The sequence below is a fragment of the Gordonia sp. IEGM753 genome (assembly GCF_050321825.1).
Classification (GTDB): Bacteria; Pseudomonadota; Gammaproteobacteria; order Pseudomonadales; family Pseudomonadaceae; genus Aquipseudomonas.
In genome coordinates this window covers 1-19262 of record NZ_JBNQGB010000010.1, presented here as the reverse complement: position 1 = coordinate 19262, position 19262 = coordinate 1, and the positions used below count along the sequence as shown (strand labels likewise).

General features: G+C 56.4%; 21 protein-coding genes. 12 read left to right on the top strand and 9 right to left on the bottom strand.

Annotation, left to right across the window (positions count from 1 at the left end; all coding sequences use genetic code 11):
* Positions 1-58: 58 nt before the first annotated feature.
* The 7 genes from rpe (at position 59) to ACQR3R_RS29525 (ending at position 6518) form a co-directional block, all read left to right on the top strand.
* The gene (gene rpe, locus ACQR3R_RS29555) at positions 59-733 is read left to right on the top strand and encodes a ribulose-phosphate 3-epimerase (protein ID WP_428278087.1); all 675 of its coding nucleotides are present in this window, start codon (positions 59-61) and stop codon (positions 731-733) included.
* Positions 730-1548, top strand: a complete 819-nt coding sequence (locus tag ACQR3R_RS29550) for a phosphoglycolate phosphatase (RefSeq protein WP_428278085.1) — start codon at positions 730-732, stop codon at positions 1546-1548. Before rpe ends, ACQR3R_RS29550 begins: the two co-directional genes overlap by 4 nt.
* A 70-nt stretch (positions 1549-1618) precedes the next feature.
* Positions 1619-3100: an anthranilate synthase component I gene (gene trpE, locus ACQR3R_RS29545; RefSeq protein ID WP_428278083.1), complete on the top strand. Its 1482-nt coding sequence runs from the start codon at positions 1619-1621 to the stop codon at positions 3098-3100.
* Positions 3101-3214: 114 nt separating this feature from the next.
* Positions 3215-3808, top strand: a complete 594-nt coding sequence (locus ACQR3R_RS29540; RefSeq protein WP_428278081.1) for an aminodeoxychorismate/anthranilate synthase component II — start codon at positions 3215-3217, stop codon at positions 3806-3808.
* A gap of 9 nt (positions 3809-3817) precedes the next feature.
* On the top strand, positions 3818-4867 hold the full coding sequence (trpD, locus tag ACQR3R_RS29535) for an anthranilate phosphoribosyltransferase (RefSeq protein WP_428278079.1): 1050 nt from the start codon (positions 3818-3820) through the stop codon (positions 4865-4867).
* Positions 4864-5700, top strand: coding sequence for an indole-3-glycerol phosphate synthase TrpC (gene trpC, locus ACQR3R_RS29530; RefSeq protein WP_428278078.1), 837 nt, complete (start codon positions 4864-4866; stop codon positions 5698-5700). Before trpD ends, trpC begins: the two co-directional genes overlap by 4 nt.
* 116 nt (positions 5701-5816) lie before the next feature.
* Positions 5817-6518: a lipoyl protein ligase domain-containing protein gene (locus tag ACQR3R_RS29525; protein WP_428278076.1), complete on the top strand. Its 702-nt coding sequence runs from the start codon at positions 5817-5819 to the stop codon at positions 6516-6518.
* Here the strand turns inward: ACQR3R_RS29525 and crp are convergent.
* Complete coding sequence (gene crp / locus ACQR3R_RS29520) at positions 6515-7159, bottom strand: cAMP-activated global transcriptional regulator CRP (protein ID WP_428278074.1); 645 nt, start codon at positions 7157-7159, stop codon at positions 6515-6517. The genes ACQR3R_RS29525 and crp overlap by 4 nt on opposite strands.
* A gap of 233 nt (positions 7160-7392) precedes the next feature.
* Here crp and ACQR3R_RS29515 point away from each other — a divergent pair, with 233 nt between their 5' ends.
* Positions 7393-7815, top strand: coding sequence for an OsmC family protein (locus ACQR3R_RS29515; RefSeq protein WP_003176451.1), 423 nt, complete (start codon positions 7393-7395; stop codon positions 7813-7815).
* Between the two features lie 238 nt (positions 7816-8053).
* Positions 8054-8848, top strand: coding sequence for an adenosylmethionine decarboxylase (gene speD / locus ACQR3R_RS29510; protein ID WP_428278072.1), 795 nt, complete (start codon positions 8054-8056; stop codon positions 8846-8848).
* A gap of 63 nt (positions 8849-8911) precedes the next feature.
* Here speD and coq7 read toward each other — a convergent pair whose 3' ends face one another.
* The 6 genes from coq7 to hemJ form a co-directional block, all read right to left on the bottom strand.
* Positions 8912-9559 carry a 2-polyprenyl-3-methyl-6-methoxy-1,4-benzoquinone monooxygenase gene (gene coq7 / locus ACQR3R_RS29505; RefSeq protein ID WP_428278070.1) on the bottom strand — a complete coding sequence of 216 codons (648 nt, stop codon included), beginning with the start codon at positions 9557-9559 and terminating at the stop codon, positions 8912-8914.
* A gap of 127 nt (positions 9560-9686) precedes the next feature.
* The gene (locus ACQR3R_RS29500; RefSeq protein WP_428278068.1) at positions 9687-10025 is read right to left on the bottom strand and encodes an HIT domain-containing protein; all 339 of its coding nucleotides are present in this window, start codon (positions 10023-10025) and stop codon (positions 9687-9689) included.
* A gap of 78 nt (positions 10026-10103) precedes the next feature.
* Positions 10104-10892, bottom strand: a complete 789-nt coding sequence (locus ACQR3R_RS29495; RefSeq protein ID WP_428278066.1) for an SDR family NAD(P)-dependent oxidoreductase — start codon at positions 10890-10892, stop codon at positions 10104-10106.
* Between the two features lie 62 nt (positions 10893-10954).
* Positions 10955-11932: a DUF805 domain-containing protein gene (locus ACQR3R_RS29490; RefSeq protein WP_428278064.1), complete on the bottom strand. Its 978-nt coding sequence runs from the start codon at positions 11930-11932 to the stop codon at positions 10955-10957.
* 93 nt (positions 11933-12025) lie between these two features.
* The gene (locus tag ACQR3R_RS29485; RefSeq protein ID WP_428278063.1) at positions 12026-12994 is read right to left on the bottom strand and encodes a nitronate monooxygenase; all 969 of its coding nucleotides are present in this window, start codon (positions 12992-12994) and stop codon (positions 12026-12028) included.
* 33 nt (positions 12995-13027) lie between these two features.
* The gene (gene hemJ, locus ACQR3R_RS29480) at positions 13028-13456 is read right to left on the bottom strand and encodes a protoporphyrinogen oxidase HemJ (RefSeq protein ID WP_428278061.1); all 429 of its coding nucleotides are present in this window, start codon (positions 13454-13456) and stop codon (positions 13028-13030) included.
* Positions 13457-13592: 136 nt separating this feature from the next.
* Here hemJ and argC point away from each other — a divergent pair, with 136 nt between their 5' ends.
* Positions 13593-14627: an N-acetyl-gamma-glutamyl-phosphate reductase gene (argC, locus tag ACQR3R_RS29475; protein WP_428278059.1), complete on the top strand. Its 1035-nt coding sequence runs from the start codon at positions 13593-13595 to the stop codon at positions 14625-14627.
* Between the two features lie 167 nt (positions 14628-14794).
* Complete coding sequence (gene erpA / locus ACQR3R_RS29470; protein WP_007906865.1) at positions 14795-15145, top strand: iron-sulfur cluster insertion protein ErpA; 351 nt, start codon at positions 14795-14797, stop codon at positions 15143-15145.
* A 79-nt stretch (positions 15146-15224) separates the two neighbouring features.
* On the opposite strand, the gene ACQR3R_RS29465 is transcribed toward erpA, so the two are convergent.
* On the bottom strand, positions 15225-16316 hold the full coding sequence (locus ACQR3R_RS29465) for an anhydro-N-acetylmuramic acid kinase (protein WP_428278056.1): 1092 nt from the start codon (positions 16314-16316) through the stop codon (positions 15225-15227).
* 2 nt (positions 16317-16318) lie between these two features.
* Positions 16319-17821, bottom strand: a complete 1503-nt coding sequence (locus tag ACQR3R_RS29460) for a peptidoglycan DD-metalloendopeptidase family protein (protein ID WP_428278054.1) — start codon at positions 17819-17821, stop codon at positions 16319-16321.
* 35 nt (positions 17822-17856) lie between these two features.
* Between ACQR3R_RS29460 and tyrS the strand changes: the two genes are divergently transcribed.
* Positions 17857-19149, top strand: a complete 1293-nt coding sequence (tyrS, locus tag ACQR3R_RS29455; RefSeq protein ID WP_428278052.1) for a tyrosine--tRNA ligase — start codon at positions 17857-17859, stop codon at positions 19147-19149.
* Positions 19150-19262: the final 113 nt, after the last annotated feature.

Genomic DNA, 19262 nt, shown 5'->3' with positions numbered 1-19262 from the left:
GCCAAAGCATGAGGTATACAATGCGCGCCATCGTGATTCTGCTCAAAAAAGGTGCGTCATGCAGCCCTTCGTAATTGCTCCGTCGATTCTCTCCGCTGATTTCGCCCGTTTGGGTGAAGAAGTGGACAACGTCCTGGCCGCTGGCGCCGACTTCGTGCACTTCGATGTCATGGACAATCACTACGTGCCTAACCTGACCATCGGCCCGATGGTATGCGCTGCCTTGCGCAAGTACGGCATTACCGCGCCAATCGACGCACACCTGATGGTCAGCCCGGTGGACCGCATCGTCGGTGACTTCATCGAAGCAGGCGCGACCTACATTACCTTCCACCCGGAAGCCACGCTGCACGTTGATCGCTCCCTGCAGCTGATCCGTGAGGGTGGTTGCAAGTCGGGTCTGGTGTTCAACCCGGCGACCCCGCTGGACGTGCTCAAGTACGTGATGGACAAGGTCGACATGATCCTGCTGATGAGCGTCAACCCAGGTTTCGGCGGGCAAAAGTTCATTCCCGGCACACTCGACAAGTTGCGTGAAGCACGCGCGCTGATCGACGCTTCCGGCCGCGACATTCGCCTGGAAATCGACGGTGGGGTAAACGTGAACAATATCCGCGAAATCGCGGCGGCTGGCGCCGATACGTTTGTGGCCGGCTCAGCGATCTTCAATGCGCCCAATTATCAGGAAGTGATCGACAAAATGCGCTCCGAACTGGCGCTGGCCCGCCCATGAGCGGCTTTGAGCAGCTGTTTCCGGGGCGTCTGCCACGGCTGGTGATGTTCGATCTGGATGGCACGCTGATCGATTCGGTCCCGGACCTCGCGGTGGCTGTGGATAACATGTTGCTCAAACTCGGTCGCGAACCGGCCGGCCTCGACTCGGTGCGTGAGTGGGTGGGTAACGGTGCGCCAGTGCTGGTGCGCCGTGCGCTGGCCGGTGGCCTCGATCATTCAACGGTCGACGACGGTGAAGCCGAAGGCGCGCTGGAGATCTTCATGCAGGCCTATAGCGAAAGCCATGAGCTGACCGTGGTCTATCCCGGCGTGCGCGACACCCTCAAGTGGTTGCACAAGCAGGGTGTCGAGATGGCGTTGATCACCAACAAGCCTGAACGCTTTGTCGCGCCACTGCTGGATCAGATGAAGATCGGCCGATACTTCAAATGGATCATCGGCGGCGACACCTTGCCGCAGAAAAAACCTGATCCGGCGGCGCTGTTCTTCGTAATGAAAATGGCCAATATCCCGGCTTCGCAATCCTTGTTTGTCGGCGATTCGCGCAGTGATGTGTTGGCGGCGAAAGCGGCCGGGGTCAAATGTGTCGCCCTCAGTTATGGCTACAACCATGGCCGACCGATCGCCGAGGAGTCGCCTGCGCTGGTTATCGACGACTTGCGCAAGCTAATTCCCGGTTGCCTGGATCCGGCCGCTGAGATAACGTTGGCCGACGCTGTTCAATCCCCTCCTGGAAACTCCATCGTGGTGGTCACTCGCAAACTCTGGATGAAAGTCATTAAGGCCCTGGCCCGCTGGCGTTGGCGCGCCTGACTTGATTCTGGCCGGTTATCCGGCGCGTTTGCATACCTGACTGTTAGACCCTCAAGCCACGAGGCACCACATGATCCGCGAAGAATTCCTGCGTTTGGCCGCTGCCGGCTATAACCGCATCCCGCTTGCCTGCGAAACCCTGGCCGACTTCGACACGCCGCTGTCGATCTATCTGAAACTGGCCGATGAGCCCAACACCTACTTGTTGGAATCGGTACAGGGCGGTGAGAAATGGGGCCGTTATTCGATCATCGGCCTGCCATGCCGCACCGTCCTGCGGGTTCACGATCATCACATTAGCGTGACCGTAGATGGCGTCGAGGTTGAAAGCCACGAGGCAGAAGACCCGCTGGCGTTCGTTGAAGAATTCAAGGCCCGCTACAACGTCCCGACCATCGCTGGCCTGCCACGTTTCAATGGCGGCCTGGTGGGTTACTTCGGTTATGACTGCGTGCGTTATGTAGAGAAGCGTCTGGGCAAGTGCCCTAACCCTGATCCTCTGGGCGTTCCGGACATTCTGCTGATGGTTTCCGATGCGGTGGTGGTGTTCGATAACCTCGCCGGCAAGATGCACGCAATCGTGCTGGCCGATCCGGCTCAGGACGATGCGTTCGAACAGGGCAGGGCGCGCCTGGAAGCGCTGCTGGAAAAACTCCGCCAGCCAATCACACCGCGTCGCGGCCTGGATTTCAGCAAGCAACAGTCGGCTGACCCGGTATTCCGTTCGAGTTTCACTCAGGACGACTACGAAAAAGCCGTCGACACCATCAAGGAATACATCCTGGCGGGCGATTGCATGCAGGTCGTGCCCTCGCAGCGCATGTCGATCGACTTCAAGGCTGCGCCGATCGATCTGTACCGCGCGTTGCGTTGTTTTAACCCGACGCCTTATATGTACTTCTTCAACTTCGGTGACTTCCACGTTGTCGGCAGTTCGCCGGAAGTGCTGGTGCGGGTTGAAGACAATCTGATCACCGTGCGCCCGATCGCCGGCACTCGACCACGCGGGGCCAGCGAAGAGGCAGACCTGGCGCTGGAAAAAGACCTGCTTTCGGACGACAAGGAGATCGCCGAGCACCTGATGTTGATCGACCTGGGTCGTAACGACACGGGTCGGGTATCGGAGATTGGTTCGGTGAAGCTCACCGAGAAAATGGTCATCGAGCGTTACTCCAACGTGATGCACATTGTGTCCAACGTCACCGGGCAACTTAAAGCCGGGCTGACAGCCATGGACGCACTGCGCGCAATTCTGCCGGCGGGCACGTTGTCGGGCGCACCGAAGATTCGGGCGATGGAAATCATCGACGAACTGGAGCCGGTCAAGCGTGGCGTCTATGGCGGCGCAGTGGGTTACTTTGCCTGGAACGGCAACATGGATACTGCTATTGCGATCCGCACTGCAGTGATCAAGAACGGCGAACTGCACGTGCAGGCCGGTGGCGGTATTGTCGCCGACTCGGTCCCGGCGCTGGAATGGGAAGAGACCCTTAACAAGCGCCGCGCAATGTTCCGCGCAGTAGCCCTGGCTGAACAAACCCCGGAAAGCTGACCGCAGAACGTTACCCGTATGCCATGCGGCTTTGACTGACAAAGCACAGGACGCTGCGGGTAACTCATTCGAAGGCAGTATTTAAAGTCAGTGAATTCAAGAGGTTCTTAAGCCATGTTGCTGATGATCGATAATTACGACTCTTTTACCTACAACGTTGTGCAATACCTCGGTGAGCTGGGCTCCCAGGTTAAAGTTGTGCGCAACGATGAGCTCACTATTGCTGAAATCGAAGCCCTGAAACCTGAGCGGATCGTGGTTTCGCCCGGTCCTTGCACCCCGACCGAGGCCGGCATTTCGATTGAAGCCATCAAGTATTTCGCCGGCAAGCTGCCGATTCTGGGCGTTTGCCTGGGGCATCAGTCTATTGGTCAGGCCTTTGGCGGCGATGTCGTGCGTGCCCGTCAGGTGATGCACGGCAAAACCAGCCCGGTTTTTCACCAGGACAAAGGGGTATTCGAAGGCCTGAATAATCCGCTGACAGTCACGCGCTATCACTCGCTGATCGTCAAGCGTGACACCTTGCCCGATTGCCTTGAGCTGACTGCCTGGACACAGCTCGACGACGGCTCGGTCGATGAGATCATGGGCCTGCGCCACAAGACATTGAATATCGAAGGTGTGCAGTTTCACCCCGAGTCGATCCTGACTGAACAAGGCCACGAACTGTTCGCTAACTTCCTCAAACAAACTGGCGGCACGCGCTAAGGACCTTTCATGAATATCAAGACAGCCCTGAGCCGTATCGTCGACCACCTCGACCTCAGTACCGATGAGATGCGTGATGTGATGCGCGAAATCATGACCGGCCAATGCACGGAAGCGCAGGTTGGCGCGTTCATGATGGCCATGCGCATGAAAAGCGAAAGCATCGATGAAATCGTCGGTGCCGTGTCGGTCATGCGCGAGTTGGCGGACAAGGTTGAGCTCAAGACCCTCGACGGCGTGGTTGATGTGGTCGGCACCGGCGGTGACGGTGCCAACATCTTCAACGTTTCGACTGCCTCTTCGTTTGTAGTGGCGGCCGCCGGTTGCACCGTTGCCAAGCACGGTAACCGTGCGGTATCGGGTAAAAGTGGCAGCGCCGACTTGCTGGAAGCCGCTGGTATTTACCTCAACCTGACTTCAGTGCAGGTGGCGCGTTGCATTGATAACGTGGGCATCGGTTTCATGTTTGCGCAAACCCATCACAGTGCAATGAAGCACGCCGCAGGCCCGCGCCGCGATTTGGGTCTGCGTACCTTGTTCAACATGCTCGGCCCGCTTACGAATCCGGCCGGCGTGAAGCATCAGGTGGTGGGTGTGTTCAGCCAGGCCTTGTGCCGGCCGTTGGCAGAAGTCTTGCAGCGTCTGGGTAGCAAGCATGTGTTGGTGGTGCATTCGAAGGATGGCCTGGACGAGTTCAGTCTGGCGGCGCCGACCTTTGTCGCGGAACTGAAAAACGGTCAGGTCACCGAGTATTGGGTCGAGCCAGAAGACCTGGGCATGAAAAGCCAGAGCCTGCACGGTTTGGCAGTCGACAGCCCGGCCGCCTCACTGGAGTTGATTCGTGACGCACTTGGCAAGCGCAAGACCGAGAACGGTCAGAAAGCTGCCGAAATGATTGTGCTTAATGCCGGTGCAGCGTTATACGCCGCCGACCATGCTACAAGTTTGAAAGAAGGCGTTGCCTTGGCGCACGATGCGCTGCACACAGGCCTCGCTCGGGAGAAACTCGAGGAGTTGGGTGCATTTACCGCGGTATTCAGAGTGGAGAATGAGGGATGAGTGTACCGACGGTTCTGGAAAACATTCTGGCTCGCAAAGTCGAAGAAGTCGCCGAGCGCAGTGCTCGTGTGAGTCTTGCCGAGCTGGAAAGTCTGGCCAAAGCGGCCGATGCACCCCGTGGTTTTGCCGACGCTTTGATCGCACAGGCCAAGCTCAAGCAGCCAGCGGTAATTGCCGAGGTCAAGAAAGCGTCACCGAGCAAAGGCGTGATTCGAGAGCATTTCGACCCTGCCGACATCGCAAAGAGTTACGAGAAGGGTGGCGCAACCTGTCTGTCGGTGCTAACTGACATCGATTTTTTCCAGGGCGCCGATGCCTATCTGCAGCAAGCTCGCGCGGCGTGCAAGCTGCCGGTTATCCGCAAGGACTTCATGATTGATCCGTATCAGATCGTCGAAGCCCGTGCCCTTGGCGCTGACTGCGTACTCCTGATTGTGTCTGCGCTGGATGACGTGAAGATGGCGGAGTTGGCTGCGGTGGCCAAAAGCGTCGGCCTCGATGTTCTGGTGGAAGTCCATAACGGCGACGAGTTGGAGCGGGCGTTGAAAACCCTCGACACTCCGCTGATCGGTGTAAACAACCGCAACCTGCACACCTTCGAAGTGAGCCTGGAAATAACCCTCGACCTGTTGCCGCGCATCCCGCGTGATCGTCTGGTGATTACCGAGAGCGGTATCGTCAACCGCGCCGATGTGGAGCTGATGGAGATCAGCGACGTGTACTCGTTCCTGGTGGGTGAAACCTTTATGCGCGCCGAAAACCCCGGCGCCGAGTTGCAGCGTTTGTTCTTCCCTGAGCGCGGCACCGTCATCACCGGTTCCACACTCGACTGAAAAAGCATCGCAAGCAGGCTCGCTCCCACCTACGAAGGTGTACTGATGTAGGTGCGAGCCTGTTTGCGATGGCCGCTCAAGATTCACCACAGACTTAAGGTCCCACGGAATACCTTATGGCCCTGATTACCTCCCTGACCACCGAAGCCGGTTTGCTCGCCGAACAAGAGCTGCTGGCTCACGTCTGCACCGGGGCTTCGGAGTTCGGCTTGCTGTTCTGGCAGCCAAGTGACCGCGCGCTGGTCATGCCACGACGCCTCAGCCGATTGCCTCAATTCGCTGAAGCCTGCGACGTGTCTGCGGCAGCAGGATGGCCAGTCTTGCTACGCGAAACCGGCGGTGAACCTGTCCCGCAATCGGCCGCAACAATCAATATTGCATTGGTCTATGCGCCGCCGCGCAGTGAGGGCGATCAGAACCGAATCGAAACCGCCTATCGCCGACTCTGCGATCCGATTTGTCAGTTGCTTGATGAGTTGGGTGGGGTTGCTTCGCTGGGAGAGGTGGAGGGCGCATTCTGTGACGGCCGGTTCAACGTCAACCTCGACGGGCGCAAGATGGTCGGTACCGCGCAGCGCTGGCGGCAGAGCAATGGCGGCCAACGCCCGGTTGGGTTGGTGCACGGCGCGTTGTTGCTGGAAAACGAGCGGGAGTCGATGGTGGCGGCGGTGAATCGCTTCAACGAGGCATGTGGCCTGGAGCAGCGAGTTCGTGCCGAGAGCCACATTGCCTTGCACGAGAAATTTTCTGTGCCTGATGCGCTGGAGAAGCTCGACGCGCTTTATCGCCAGAGGCTGGCGTCGATGTTCAAGGTTTAGCGAGTGCCGAAGACCACCATGGTCTTACCTTTGACGTTCACCAGGCTGCGCTCTTCCAGATCCTTGAGCACTCGGCCGACCATTTCCCGCGAACAGCCGACAATCCGCCCGATTTCCTGACGTGTCACTTTGATCTGCATGCCATCGGGGTGGGTCATGGCGTCGGGTTGCTTGCACAAATCCAGCAAACACCGCGCAACACGACCGGTCACGTCAAAGAACGCCAGATCACCGACCTTACGCGTGGTGTTGCGCAGGCGCTGTGCGATTTGTCCGCTCAGCACGTAAAGAATGTCCGGGTCCAGCTGGGACAGTTCGCGGAATTTTGCATAGCTGATCTCTGCGACCTCGCATTCGATCTTGGCCCGTACCCAGGCGCTACGTTCCTGCTCCAGACCGGCCTGCTCGAACAAGCCCAACTCGCCGAAAAAATCCCCAGAGTTCAAGTACGCGATGATCATTTCGCGGCCATCGTCGTCCTCAATCAGGATGGTGACCGAGCCTTTGATAATGAAGAACAAGGTTTCCGAACGGTCGCCAGCGCAAATGATATTGCTCTTGGCCGCGTAGCGACGACGCTGGCAATGCATCAGTAGCTTGTCGAGATTCTTTATTTTGGGGGGTGGGGCAATAGCAACCATGGTTGTATCCCGAAAAGACTGCACGGTATGTTTGAATTTTTATGGACGGCTGAAAATGGTCGCTACTAGCTGGCGTTACGCCAGTCAATTGGCGTCAGCTTAACAGACACATCCCGACAAGAATCGAGAATTTGTCTACAAAGCAGTAGGTTATGTCTCAGGAAGGTGAGCGCTGTCAATCGAGGACCCTGTGCTAAGCTGGCGACCCTTTTTTATACAGTGGAGTCTTGGCGATGAAGGCACGCATCCAATGGGCTGGCGAAGCCATGTTCCTCGGTGAATCTGGCAGCGGTCATGTTGTGGTCATGGACGGTCCGCCTGAGGCCGGCGGTCGTAACCTGGGTGTCCGCCCGATGGAAATGCTCCTGCTGGGCGTTGGCGGTTGCAGCAATTTCGACGTGGTGAGCATTCTCAAGAAATCACGCCAGGCTGTCGAAAGTTGTGAAGCTTTCCTCGAAGCCGAGCGCGCGACTGAAGACCCAAAAGTCTTCACCAAGATCCACATGCATTTCGTGGTCAAGGGCCGTGGGCTCAAAGAAGCTCAGGTTAAACGTGCCATCGAGCTGTCGGCAGAGAAATATTGCTCTGCGTCGATCATGCTCGGCGCCGCGGGTGTGGCGATTACTCACGACTACGAAATCATCGAACTCGGTTGAATCGACATTCAACTATCATAAAAGCAGTGCAGACTCTGGCGATCCCAAGCTGACGTCTGCATAATGCGCCACTTTTTTCAGGGTAATGGTCTGTCAGCCGACCGGCCACGCACCCGAACAGACAACCAAAATCGCCATCGCGAAGAGGTGTTAACCGTCCTACGCAAATGCGTCGTTCGCATCTGACGGGCATGCTTGATCACGCGGCCGGGCCGCAATACATAGAGAGTTTTTAACGGTGAAAAGCAAACTCAAGCTCCACGGGTTCAATAACCTGACAAAGACCTTGAGCTTCAACATCTATGACATCTGCTATGCGGAAACTCCGCAAGACCAGCAGGCTTACGTCGAGTACATCAATGAAGAGTACAACGCGAAGCGCCTGACGCAGATCCTCACAGAAGTTGTCGATATCATTGGTGCCAATATCCTGAACATCGCCAGTCAGGACTATGACCCACAGGGCGCCAGCGTCACGATTCTGATCTCGGAAGAGCCGGTAACCCCGACTGAAAGCCAGATCGAAGAATCGCCGGGCCCGCTGCCTGAAATTATCCTGGCCCACCTCGACAAGAGCCACATCACGGTGCACACCTATCCGGAAATCCATCCGGTGGACGGTATTGCGACTTTCCGTGTGGACATTGACGTGTCGACTTGTGGCGTCATTTCACCGCTCAAAGCACTCAACTTTCTGATTCACCAGTTCGATTCGGACATCGTGACCGTTGATTATCGCGTGCGTGGTTTTACTCGTGACGTAGAAGGTAAGAAGCACTTCATCGACCATGAGATCAATTCGATTCAGAACTATCTGTCCGAAGACACCCGCGACGCGTACCAAATGACCGACGTGAACGTGTATCAGGAAAACTTGTTCCATACCAAAATGCTGTTGAAGAACTTCGAGCTGGATAATTACCTGTTCGGCGACGCTACCAGCAGCCTGTCCACTGAGCAGCGTGCTCAGGTGACCGACCGGGTGAAACACGAAATGCTCGAAATTTTCTACGCGCGCAACATGCCGACCTGAGATTTTCGAATACAAAAAAAGGGCGCTGATAAAGCGCCCTTTTTTGTGCCTGCAGTTTTACAGTCAGACCCGGTAAGTACTTTTGGTCATGACTTTGGCCAGCAGGCTCATGCCGAACTTCACTGGGGCCGGGAAGCGGATACCACCCGCATCCAGCGCGCTTTCGGCATGCTGTTCTTCGTCTATGCGCATTTGCTGAAGGATTGCTCGGGATTTTTCGTCCTCGGCCGGCAGTTGTTCAAGATGCTCGTTCAGGTGCTTGCACACTTGATGCTCGGTTGCGGCGACGAAGCCCAGGCTAACCTTATCGCTGATCAGCCCAGCTACCGCGCCAATCCCGAATGACATGCCGTAAAACAGCGGATTGAGAATGCTGGTGTGGCTGCCCAACTGATGAATCCGCTGTTCGCACCACACAAGATGATCGATTTCTTCTTCGGCGGCATGTTCCATGGCTGCGCGCACCTGTGGCAGCTTTGCAGTCAGGGCCTGGCCTTGATACAACGCCTGGGCACAGACTTCGCCGGTATGGTTGATGCGCATCAGACCGGCGACGTGCCGGGTGTCTTCGTCGCTCATTTGTACATCCGGTTGCACAATGGCAGGTGACGGACGGTACGGCTGGCCGCTGAAAGGCAGCAAGGTACGCATCGCGGCATCGGCCTGCAGCAGAAGACGGTCAATCGGCGAGTAGTGACGTTGGGTAGTCATGCTGACCTCCGGGGGAATCGATGGCCAGTTTAACCCAATCGGCCAAGGAAGGTTTGCGCTGGGTCATTCTCTCTGTGGAGTCAATGCCGTAGGAGCGAGCTCGCTCCTACGGGGGGTACGTGCTGAATCAGCCCGGCGGCCAGTGCATCTGGCGCTGGCCGAGCACGTGCATATGAATGTGGTCGACAGTCTGCCCACCTTCTTCATTGCAGTTCATGACAACGCGGAAGCCTTTTTCGCAACCCAGCTCCAGCGCGAGGCGCTGGGCGGTGAACAGGATGTGCCCGGCCAAAGCCTTATCTTCCTCAGTGAGGTCGTTAAGCGTGCGAACCGGTTTCTTTGGAATGACCAGAAAATGCACGGGCGCCTGTGGGGCGATATCGTGGAAGGCCAGTACCTGGTCGTCCTCGTAAATGATCTTCGCCGGGATTTCCCGGTTGATGATCTTAGTGAACAGAGTATCCACAGCTGTTTCTCCGTTGTTTGACTGGCCAGAGTGTACTCAGGTGGAATACCCGAGCACAGACTTTTACCGCAGGACAACTCAGCGCGGGCAATAGGCCTTGTTAACCCAGCCTGCGATTGTGCGGTTCAGCCAGCGAGAGCCAAGCCGCGGCAGGAACGCGAACCAACGATTACGGCGACCAGGAATAATGATGGCGCGGTTTTTCTCCAGTGCACGCACGGTATACAGCGCGACTTCTTCAGGACTCATCAACAGCTTGCTGTTGGTGAGTTTGTCGGTGTCCAGTTTTGCTGTGCGGAAAAATGCGGTACGTGTCGGCCCCGGGCAGAGTACCGAAACCTTTACCGCGCACTTCTTGAGCTCTACGCGCAGGCCTTCGGAAAAGTGCAATACATACGCTTTACTGGCGTAGTAAGTACTCATCCAGGGGCCAGGATTAAAAGCGGCCACTGACGCGACGTTTAAAATTTGTCCGCCACCTTGCAGCGCCATGCTGTTACCGATGGCGTGGCACAGACGGGTGAGGGCCAGGATATTGACTTCGATAAGGTCCTGTTCCGTCATCCAGTCCTGGGCTAAAAACGGGCCGCACGTGCCGATACCGGCACAGTTCACCAACAGATCGATGTGGCGGTCGCCCTCCTCAAGTTCCAGCAAGAAACCGGAAAGGCGCAGAGGCTCGCCAAGATCGCAGGCGCGGAACAATACTTCCACGCCAAAACGTTGAGTCAGTTCAATCGCAATACTTTCCAGCTGATCACGCTGTCGGGCCACCAGAATCAGACTGCGGCCACGGCGGGCCAGCGCTTCGGCCATCGCCAGGCCGATGCCGCTGGATGCGCCAGTGATCAGAGCGTAACGGGTCATGCAGTTCTCCATCGCAACAGCTCCGCGCCGACGACGCAGGTGTCACGGGCGGGAAGCGCTGTTCATTCTTTCGCAGAGTCTACAGGGGGCTGGGCTTCTTCGGCTTCATCGTCTGCGGAATTTGGTATTTGCTCGGCCTCGGCTGCAGGTTCGACTTCCACCTCGTCAGTGGTCACCGAGCCACTTTCATAGCTGCTTTCAGTGGTGCTTTCGTATTCCTGCTGTATCGCGCTGAAGCCACCCGCCAACGCACCTACAAATCCAATGGCAATGAATACAACCCACAACGAAGACAATACTTTGACCGCAGGACTGTTGGGTGGGGGCGGTGGGCCATACCGGTTGGGGCCAGTGTTGCCAGGCGCAATCATCACCACAAACGGGAAGATGCTGCCCACAAATGGCACAAGGTTCAGTAACCATAGCCAGCCGGACCAGCCAATGTCGTGCAGGCGTTGAACGCTTATCTGGATGCTGATCACCGCAAACACCAGGCACAGGATGAACGCTACCAGTCCACTGAGAATGAGTCCGGCAGTGGAGTCTGAGCTGATGATGGCAAAGAACAAAAGTGTCGCGACCGAGCCGACGCCGAGCATGACCAAGGTCAAGACCATGGCCCAGGCCAGATAGCGCAAACGCCCGATCCGCCCTGCAACGCTGAACGGTTTCAGAGGGGCGAACGCTGGCAGGTTTTCGCCGACGGTTGCACGGGGCGGGGCATAAGGGGTTTCGGGGTCTGCGAATACAGGTTGGCTGGTGCTGGGCGAGTGCTCTTGAACATCCGCAAGGTTCAGCTCAATCGAAGGTTCGGCTTCGATTCGGGCATCAATGCCGGTTTTGGCCAGCGCCTGAAGGTAGGTTTGCGCATCGGCCTGTGACAGATCACGCTTGAGAGCAACGGTTTTGCCGCTGAACAATCGTTCTACCGCGGCCACGTCGCTTTTGAACAATTCGGCGAGATTCAATTTCGCGGTTGTTGCGTCAACGCCAGGCAGCAGAGCGCCATCGAATACGATCTTGAAACGGTTTTCACCCATTGCGAGGCATCCTTGTCCTGAGTGTTTGAATATTTGGAGTGTAGGAAGCCCGGAGTGTAAGGCCAGACGAGGATGACTGGCCAAACTTTCCGTTCAGCGTGGCCAGCGTTTCGGTAGCTGCGCTGCCTTCTCCAGAGCGTTTCGGTATTCGGCGTCGAGTCGCGACACCAATTCGTCGACACTCGGCAGGTCGCTGATTTCACCAACACCCTGGCCTGCAGACCACACAGTCTTCCATGCCTTGGCTTCATCGCTGATGGGTTTGAGTTTGGACCCGAAGTTTACTTCGCCCTTGTTCTGCAGCGCAGCCATATCGAAGCCTGCGGCTTCCAGGCTTTGACGCATAAAGCTTGCAGGCACGCCAGACACCGCCGGTGTGTGGATGATGTCTGCCGCTTTGGAGGCCAGCAGCATGTTTTTGTAGGCTTCAGGTGCATGGCTTTCGGTCGTGCCGATAAAACGCGTACCGAAGTAAGCTAAATCCGCGCCTAGCAGCTGCGCTGCAAGAACCTCGTGACCGTGATTCAGGCAACCTGCCAGCAGCAGGGTTTTGTCGAAAAACTGACGAATTTCGGCGATCAGCGAGATCGGACTCCAGGTGCCCGCGTGCCCACCGGCGCCTGCAGCGACTGCGATCAAGCCGTCGACACCTGCTTCTGCTGCTTTCTCGGCATGACGCCGGGTTGTGACGTCGTGAAATACCAGGCCACCGTAGCTGTGAACTGCATCCACCAGTTCTTTCACGGCACCGAGGCTGGTGATGACAATCGGCACTTTGTGCTCGATGCAAATATCGAGGTCTGCTTGCAGGCGCGGATTGCTGTTGTGGACGATCAGGTTCACCGCATAAGGGGCCGGGTTTTCCAGCATCGCCAGTCCCGCTTCGATTTCCTCAAGCCACGCCTTGAATCCGCTGCTCTCGCGCTGATTAAGCGCAGGAAAACTACCCACCAGGCCGTTTCGACAGCAAGCGAGCACCAGGTGTGGATTGGAAATCAGGAACATCGGCGCTACCACTACAGGCAGGCGCAAACGTTGTTCGAGTAAAGCGGGCAGCGACATTGGAAGTACCCCGTCGGGTTGTGCTTATTGGAATTAGAACGGCCGAACGACGACCAGAATTACAATAGCCAGCAATATCAGAACCGGCACTTCATTGAACCAGCGATAAAAGACATGGCTGCGGGTGTTCTCGCCACGGGCAAAACGTTTCACCTGCGCGCCGCACATGTGGTGATAGCCAATCAGGATAACGACCAGCGTCAGCTTGGCGTGAATCCATGCGCCCTGGCTGAATATGCTGGGGTTGAGGGCGATCAGCGCAATACCGAAAATCAGCGTCGCGATCATCGCCGGGCCCATGATGCCCCGGTAAAGCTTACGCTCCATGATGCTGAATCGTTCTTTGCTGACGGCGTCCTCACTTTGCGCGTGATAAACGAACAGGCGAGGAAGATAGAACAGGCCGGCAAACCAGCAGACCATGCTGACGATGTGAAAAGCTTTGAGCCATAGATAGAGCATTTTTTAGTTATTCCCAGGTTCACGGTAGGCTGGATAGTAGAGGCTTGAGGCTCCGCGCGTCACCTTGCTGGTTGTCGCAGGACGATACGGGCCCTATTATCGACGGCTTTCCAGTGGGTTCGTTGAGGGCAGGTTTATGGTCAAGGTCGGTATCGTCGGTGGCACGGGTTACACCGGTGTCGAATTGCTGCGTCTGTTGGCTCAGCATCCGCAAGCTGAAGTGGTCGTCATCACTTCCCGATCCGAGGCCGGTCTGGCCGTGGCTGATATGTACCCGAACCTGCGCGGCCATTACGACGGTCTGGCGTTCAGTGTCCCGGACATCAAGACGCTGGCTGCGTGTGACGTGGTGTTCTTTGCTACCCCGCACGGTGTTGCGCATGCCTTGGCCGGCGAGTTGTTGGCGGCGGGTACCAAGGTCATCGACTTGTCGGCTGACTTCCGTCTGCAAGATGCTGATGAGTGGGCCAAGTGGTACGGCCAGCCTCACGGTGCACCGCAGTTACTGGAAGAGGCGGTTTACGGCTTGCCGGAAGTTAACCGCGAGCAAATCAAGCAAGCTCGTCTGATCGCCGTCCCGGGGTGCTATCCAACCGCTACGCAATTGGGCTTCCTGCCCTTGCTGGAAGCGGGGCTGGCCGACACTACTCGTTTGATCGCTGACTGCAAATCCGGCGTCAGCGGTGCCGGTCGTGGTGCTTCAGTCGGTTCTCTGTACTCCGAAACCTCGGAGAGCATGAAGGCCTACGCCGTTAAAGGTCACCGGCACCTGCCGGAAATTCGCCAAGGGCTGCGTCGCGCTGCGGGCAAGGATGTTGGGCTAACCTTCGTTCCACATCTCACGCCCATGATTCGCGGCATTCATTCCACGCTGTATGCAACTGTTGTTGATCGCTCGGTCGATCTGCAGGCGCTGTTCGAAAAGCGCTACGCAAATGAACCGTTCGTCGATGTCATGCCTGCGGGTAGTCATCCGGAAACGCGTAGCGTACGTGGCGCGAATGTCTGCCGTATCGCGATTCATCGGCCGCAGGACGGCGATCTGGTGGTGGTGCTATCGGTGATCGATAACCTGGTCAAAGGCGCGTCGGGTCAGGCGGTGCAGAACCTGAACATCCTGTTTGGTCTGGATGAGCGTCTTGGCCTGTCCCACGCGGGCATGCTGCCTTAACTCGGTATTGCGCTTCGCAGAAAGGCCCGTTTAACGGGCCTTTCTGCATTCTGGAAGACCATTGGTTCGATTGATATACCGTAACAATAGTTGACCGATTTTCTAGGAGAAGCGGATAATGCCCGTCATCACGCATTATGGCGGCGTAACGCCGGGAGATAGTCAGCATGAGCGTCGAATCCTTCACCCCCACGGCTTTGCAATTCACCCACGGTGCTGCGCACAAGGTGAAGAGCCTGGTCGATGAAGAGGGGAATGATCGCTTGAAGCTGCGCGTATTTGTTACGGGTGGCGGTTGTTCAGGTTTTCAGTATGGCTTTACTTTCGATGAAGAAGTGGCCGATGACGACACCATTGTCGAGCGCGAAGGCGTGAGTCTGGTGGTCGACCCGATGAGCTTCCAATACTTGGCGGGCGCTGAGGTGGATTACCAGGAAGGTCTGGAGGGTTCGCGTTTTGTTATCAAAAACCCGAACGCTACGACTACCTGTGGTTGCGGATCTTCGTTCTCGATCTGATCGCGCGTACAGCTTTATCAAGCGCCGCACGGCCTCCAGGCCCTGCGGCGTTTTGCTGTCCGGGATTTTTCGTGAGGGTTCAAGCAGGGTAGATGGCACCGAGTACGCGTAAGCCGCGGGCGCCAGTAACGCTTGGACGATTGGAGGCAATGCCTTCAAGGCAGCAGTGCGCCAACCAGGCGAACGCCATGGCTTCGACCCAGTCTGGGTCAACACCGTGACTGGCAGTACTGCTGACTTGCGCAGCGGGCAGCAAACCGGCCAGACGTTTCATCAGTGCGGCATTGTGAGCGCCGCCACCGCAGATCAACAGTTCCTGCGTGTTTGATTGAGCGTGTTGTAGTGATTCCACAACGGTTAGGGCGGTCAGCTCGAGCAACGTCGCTTGTACATCTTCTGCAGCGTAAGTTGGCAAGTTTGATAGGTGTTGCAGCAACCATTGCAGATTGAACACTTCGCGGCCGGTACTTTTTGGGCCCTTGGCCTGAAAAAATGAATCACCGAGGAGCGCGTTGAGCAGGGTAGGCTGGACCGTTCCGCTGGCCGCCCATTGACCGTCGCGATCAAATTTATCGCCGCGTTGCTGGTGAATCCATGCATCCATCAGGACATTGCCAGGACCGCAGTCGAAACCGGCAACAGGTTTGCCCGGCTCTATCAGGCTGAGGTTACTGAAGCCGCCGACGTTCAATACGGCTCGATTCCCGGAGTGCTCCTCAAATAGCGCCTCGTGAAACGCAGGAACCAACGGTGCGCCTTGGCCGCCAGCGGCGACATCGCGGCTGCGGAAATCGCTAACAACGGTGATCCCGGTTAACTCTGTCAACAGGGCTGGATTGCCGATCTGCACGGTGAAACCACGCGCGGGCTCGTGCCGGATTGTCTGGCCGTGACTGCCAATCGCACGAATTTCTGAGGGTTTGAGGCCCTGCCGATCAAGCAGGGCGTGAATGCCTTCCGCTGCAAGTTGCACCCAGTTTTGCTGGGCCATGGCGGAACGGGCAATCTCGTCTGGGCCGCTGGCGCACAAGCTCAGGAGCTCGGCGCGCAGGGCATCAGGCATGGGGATGTAATGCGTGGCGATCAGCTTGATCGTCGGGCTTAACTCAACAAGCGCGATGTCCAGGCCATCCAGGCTGGTTCCGGACATCACCCCAATATAGAACGTCATGATTAGCGCTTGCTCGAAGCCAGCATGGTGGCTTTTTCCTGATCCATGCGCGCCATCAGCGGCTGACTCTGCGCGAAGAATCGAGCACGTTCAGCTTTAGCGATAGGATCTGCCATTGGAAGTTTTTGGCCCAGTGGATCGACGTGCACCCCGTTCACCTGAAACTCGTAATGCAGGTGCGGCCCAGTGGAAAGACCAGTAGTGCCAATATAGCCAATAATCTGGCCTTGTTTCACTGTGCCGCCCGTTTGCACGCCTTTGGCGAAGCCTTGCATGTGACCGTACAGCGTGCGGTATGTGTTGCCGTGCTGAAGGATTACGGTATTGCCGTAACCACCACGGCGTCCTGCCAGCAACACTTTGCCGTCACCGGCGGCCTTGATTGGAGTGCCGCGTGGCGCTGCGTAATCGACACCTTTGTGGGCGCGGATCTTGTTCAGGATCGGGTGTTTGCGGCCCATGGAGAATTTCGAGCTGATACGAGCAAAATCTACCGGCGTGCGGATAAATGCTTTGCGCATGCTATTGCCGTCAGCGGTGTAGTAGCTGCTATTGCCTTGTTTGTTGGTATAGCGAACGGCGGTGTAGGTTTTACCGCGGTTGGTGAAGCGTGCGGAAAGGATTGGACCGCTACCCACCGCTTTGCCGTTGACTACCTTTTGTTCGTAGATCACGTCGAACTCGTCACCTTGGCGAATATCCTGGGCGAAGTCGACGTCATAGCCAAACACACTGGCCATGTCCATGGTCAGGCTGTGTGACAGACCGGCGCGCGCGGCGGACTGTGACAGCGAACTGTTGATCACGCCATGAACATAAGCGGAGCGCACGGTTGGTTTGGCGGTGATACGGTTGAACGCATAGCCCTTGGCGTTTTTGGTTAGCGTGATGCTTTCGAGATCACTTATCTTGCTGTGCAAGTTAGTTAGCTGGCCGTCGGGGCTCAATTCGAACTCGAGCTTTTGGCCATGTTTGAGCTGGCTGAACTGCTTGGCCTGCTTGTCGCTGGCTAGCACTTCATGCACCGCGGCCGCGGGTAGGCCGACTTTCTCGAACAATGTCGAAAGCGTGTCACCTTTGGCAACAATCACTTCTCTGTGGCCTGGGGCTTTTTTCTCTTCAACCACCGGCTCGGGCGCGACCTGAGCGGTTTCTTGAGGTTCTTCGGCGCTGTTTTCTATCTGTGCAAATGGTGAAGCTGCTGGTTCATTTGTGGCTTGGGCAACGTCAGCAGCGTCTTGGTCTTGTGTGAGTTGTTCTGCAGGGCTTTCCAGTTCAAGACTCAGGGTTGTCTTTTTGGCTTCAACATCACTGGAAGGGAATACCAGGAGAGCCAAGCTTAAGAGGGCGGCGATGCCACTTGCTGCGAGCAGGTGGGTCTTCGGGTAAAGCGGAGGCGCTTTAGACGGTTCTGAGGTCATAGGTAATTTTGACTTTGAAAAAGATGAATTGGAAAAGATGAATGCACATGATGAAGATGAAATAACTGTATAAAATATAACCAAATCATCTGTGAAGCAAGTCCACGGACGCTCTGTCAGTGGAATGGCGTCATTACGCCGGCCAAATTTTGTATTTGACCCGCGATCTTGTATGGTTGGTTCCCTTTGAATTCGAGCCTTGCGGGTCTGTTATGAAGTCGGTTGAAGAGCAGCTAGCGCTGATCAAACGTGGTGCGGAAGAACTATTGGTCGAGTCCGAGCTGATCGAGAAGCTCAAACGTGGCCAGCCGCTACGTATTAAGGCGGGCTTCGATCCGACCGCGCCGGATTTGCACTTGGGTCATACCGTGCTTATTAATAAGCTGCGCCAGTTTCAAGAGCTGGGGCATCAGGTGATCTTCCTTATAGGTGATTTCACCGGAATGATCGGTGATCCAAGCGGCAAGAGTGCGACGCGTCCGCCTCTCACGCGCGAGCAGGTTCTGGATAATGCCGAGACTTACAAGACGCAGGTTTTCAAGATTCTTGATCCGGCAAAAACCGAGGTGGCTTTCAACTCCACCTGGATGGATCAGATGGGGCCGGCAGACTTCATCCGCCTGACCTCGCAATACACCGTTGCTCGCATGCTCGAGCGCGACGACTTCGATAAGCGTTATACGACTAACCAGCCGATCGCCATTCACGAGTTCCTTTATCCGCTTGTGCAGGGTTATGACTCGGTAGCTTTGCGCGCGGACGTCGAGCTGGGTGGTACCGATCAGAAGTTCAACCTGTTGATGGGGCGTGAGCTTCAGCGTGGTTATGGTCAGGAACCTCAGTGCATTCTGACGATGCCATTGCTTGAGGGGCTGGATGGCGTGAAGAAGATGTCCAAGTCATTGGGCAACTACGTCGGTATCCAGGAAGCGCCGGGTGTTATGTACAGCAAGCTGGTTTCCATTCCGGATGCGCTCATGTGGCGTTACTTCGAGCTGCTTAGCTTCCGGTCAATGGATGAGATCAACAGCTTGCGTGCTGATGTCGCGGCGGGAACGAATCCTCGAGACGTCAAAATCAAGTTGGCAGAAGAGATCGTTGCGCGTTTTCATGGTGAAGAAGCTGCCGCCAGTGCTCACCGTGCTGCAGGTAACCGTATGAAGGAAGGCGAGCTGCCGGACGACCTGCCGGAGATTGAATTGACTGCTTCGGAAGATATGCCAATTGCCGCAGTCCTTAATAAGGCTGGATTGGTGAAGAATTCTGCGGTGGCGCGTGATCTTCTGAATTCCGGTGGTGTGCGTATAGATGGTGAGGTTGTCGATCGCACCTTTATATATGCGCTGGGCGCGACCCATGTTTGCCAGGCTGGGAAGAAGGCTTTTGCACGTATTTCGCTCAAATCCGAGTAAAGCTGAAATCAGGGGTTGACGGGAAATCCTGGACGTCTATAATTCGCCCCACTTCCGGCGCAGTCGAAACGGAAAACTCCTTGGTAAACAATGAGTTACGCAGTTTTCGGCAG

Coding starts and splice junctions, on each gene's coding strand:
- hemJ (WP_428278061.1), bottom strand. CDS start 13,456: ATGCTCTATCTATGGCTCAAAGCTTTTCACATCGTCAGCATGGTCTGC.
- ACQR3R_RS29515 (WP_003176451.1), top strand. CDS start 7,393: ATGAAGGCACGCATCCAATGGGCTGGCGAAGCCATGTTCCTCGGTGAA.
- ACQR3R_RS29485 (WP_428278063.1), bottom strand. CDS start 12,994: ATGTCGCTGCCCGCTTTACTCGAACAACGTTTGCGCCTGCCTGTAGTG.
- rpe (WP_428278087.1), top strand. CDS start 59: ATGCAGCCCTTCGTAATTGCTCCGTCGATTCTCTCCGCTGATTTCGCC.
- ACQR3R_RS29550 (WP_428278085.1), top strand. CDS start 730: ATGAGCGGCTTTGAGCAGCTGTTTCCGGGGCGTCTGCCACGGCTGGTG.
- trpD (WP_428278079.1), top strand. CDS start 3,818: ATGAATATCAAGACAGCCCTGAGCCGTATCGTCGACCACCTCGACCTC.
- erpA (WP_007906865.1), top strand. CDS start 14,795: ATGAGCGTCGAATCCTTCACCCCCACGGCTTTGCAATTCACCCACGGT.
- ACQR3R_RS29465 (WP_428278056.1), bottom strand. CDS start 16,316: ATGACGTTCTATATTGGGGTGATGTCCGGAACCAGCCTGGATGGCCTG.
- coq7 (WP_428278070.1), bottom strand. CDS start 9,559: ATGACTACCCAACGTCACTACTCGCCGATTGACCGTCTTCTGCTGCAG.
- trpC (WP_428278078.1), top strand. CDS start 4,864: ATGAGTGTACCGACGGTTCTGGAAAACATTCTGGCTCGCAAAGTCGAA.
- ACQR3R_RS29540 (WP_428278081.1), top strand. CDS start 3,215: ATGTTGCTGATGATCGATAATTACGACTCTTTTACCTACAACGTTGTG.
- ACQR3R_RS29490 (WP_428278064.1), bottom strand. CDS start 11,932: ATGGGTGAAAACCGTTTCAAGATCGTATTCGATGGCGCTCTGCTGCCT.
- crp (WP_428278074.1), bottom strand. CDS start 7,159: ATGGTTGCTATTGCCCCACCCCCCAAAATAAAGAATCTCGACAAGCTA.
- trpE (WP_428278083.1), top strand. CDS start 1,619: ATGATCCGCGAAGAATTCCTGCGTTTGGCCGCTGCCGGCTATAACCGC.
- ACQR3R_RS29495 (WP_428278066.1), bottom strand. CDS start 10,892: ATGACCCGTTACGCTCTGATCACTGGCGCATCCAGCGGCATCGGCCTG.
- ACQR3R_RS29525 (WP_428278076.1), top strand. CDS start 5,817: ATGGCCCTGATTACCTCCCTGACCACCGAAGCCGGTTTGCTCGCCGAA.
- argC (WP_428278059.1), top strand. CDS start 13,593: ATGGTCAAGGTCGGTATCGTCGGTGGCACGGGTTACACCGGTGTCGAA.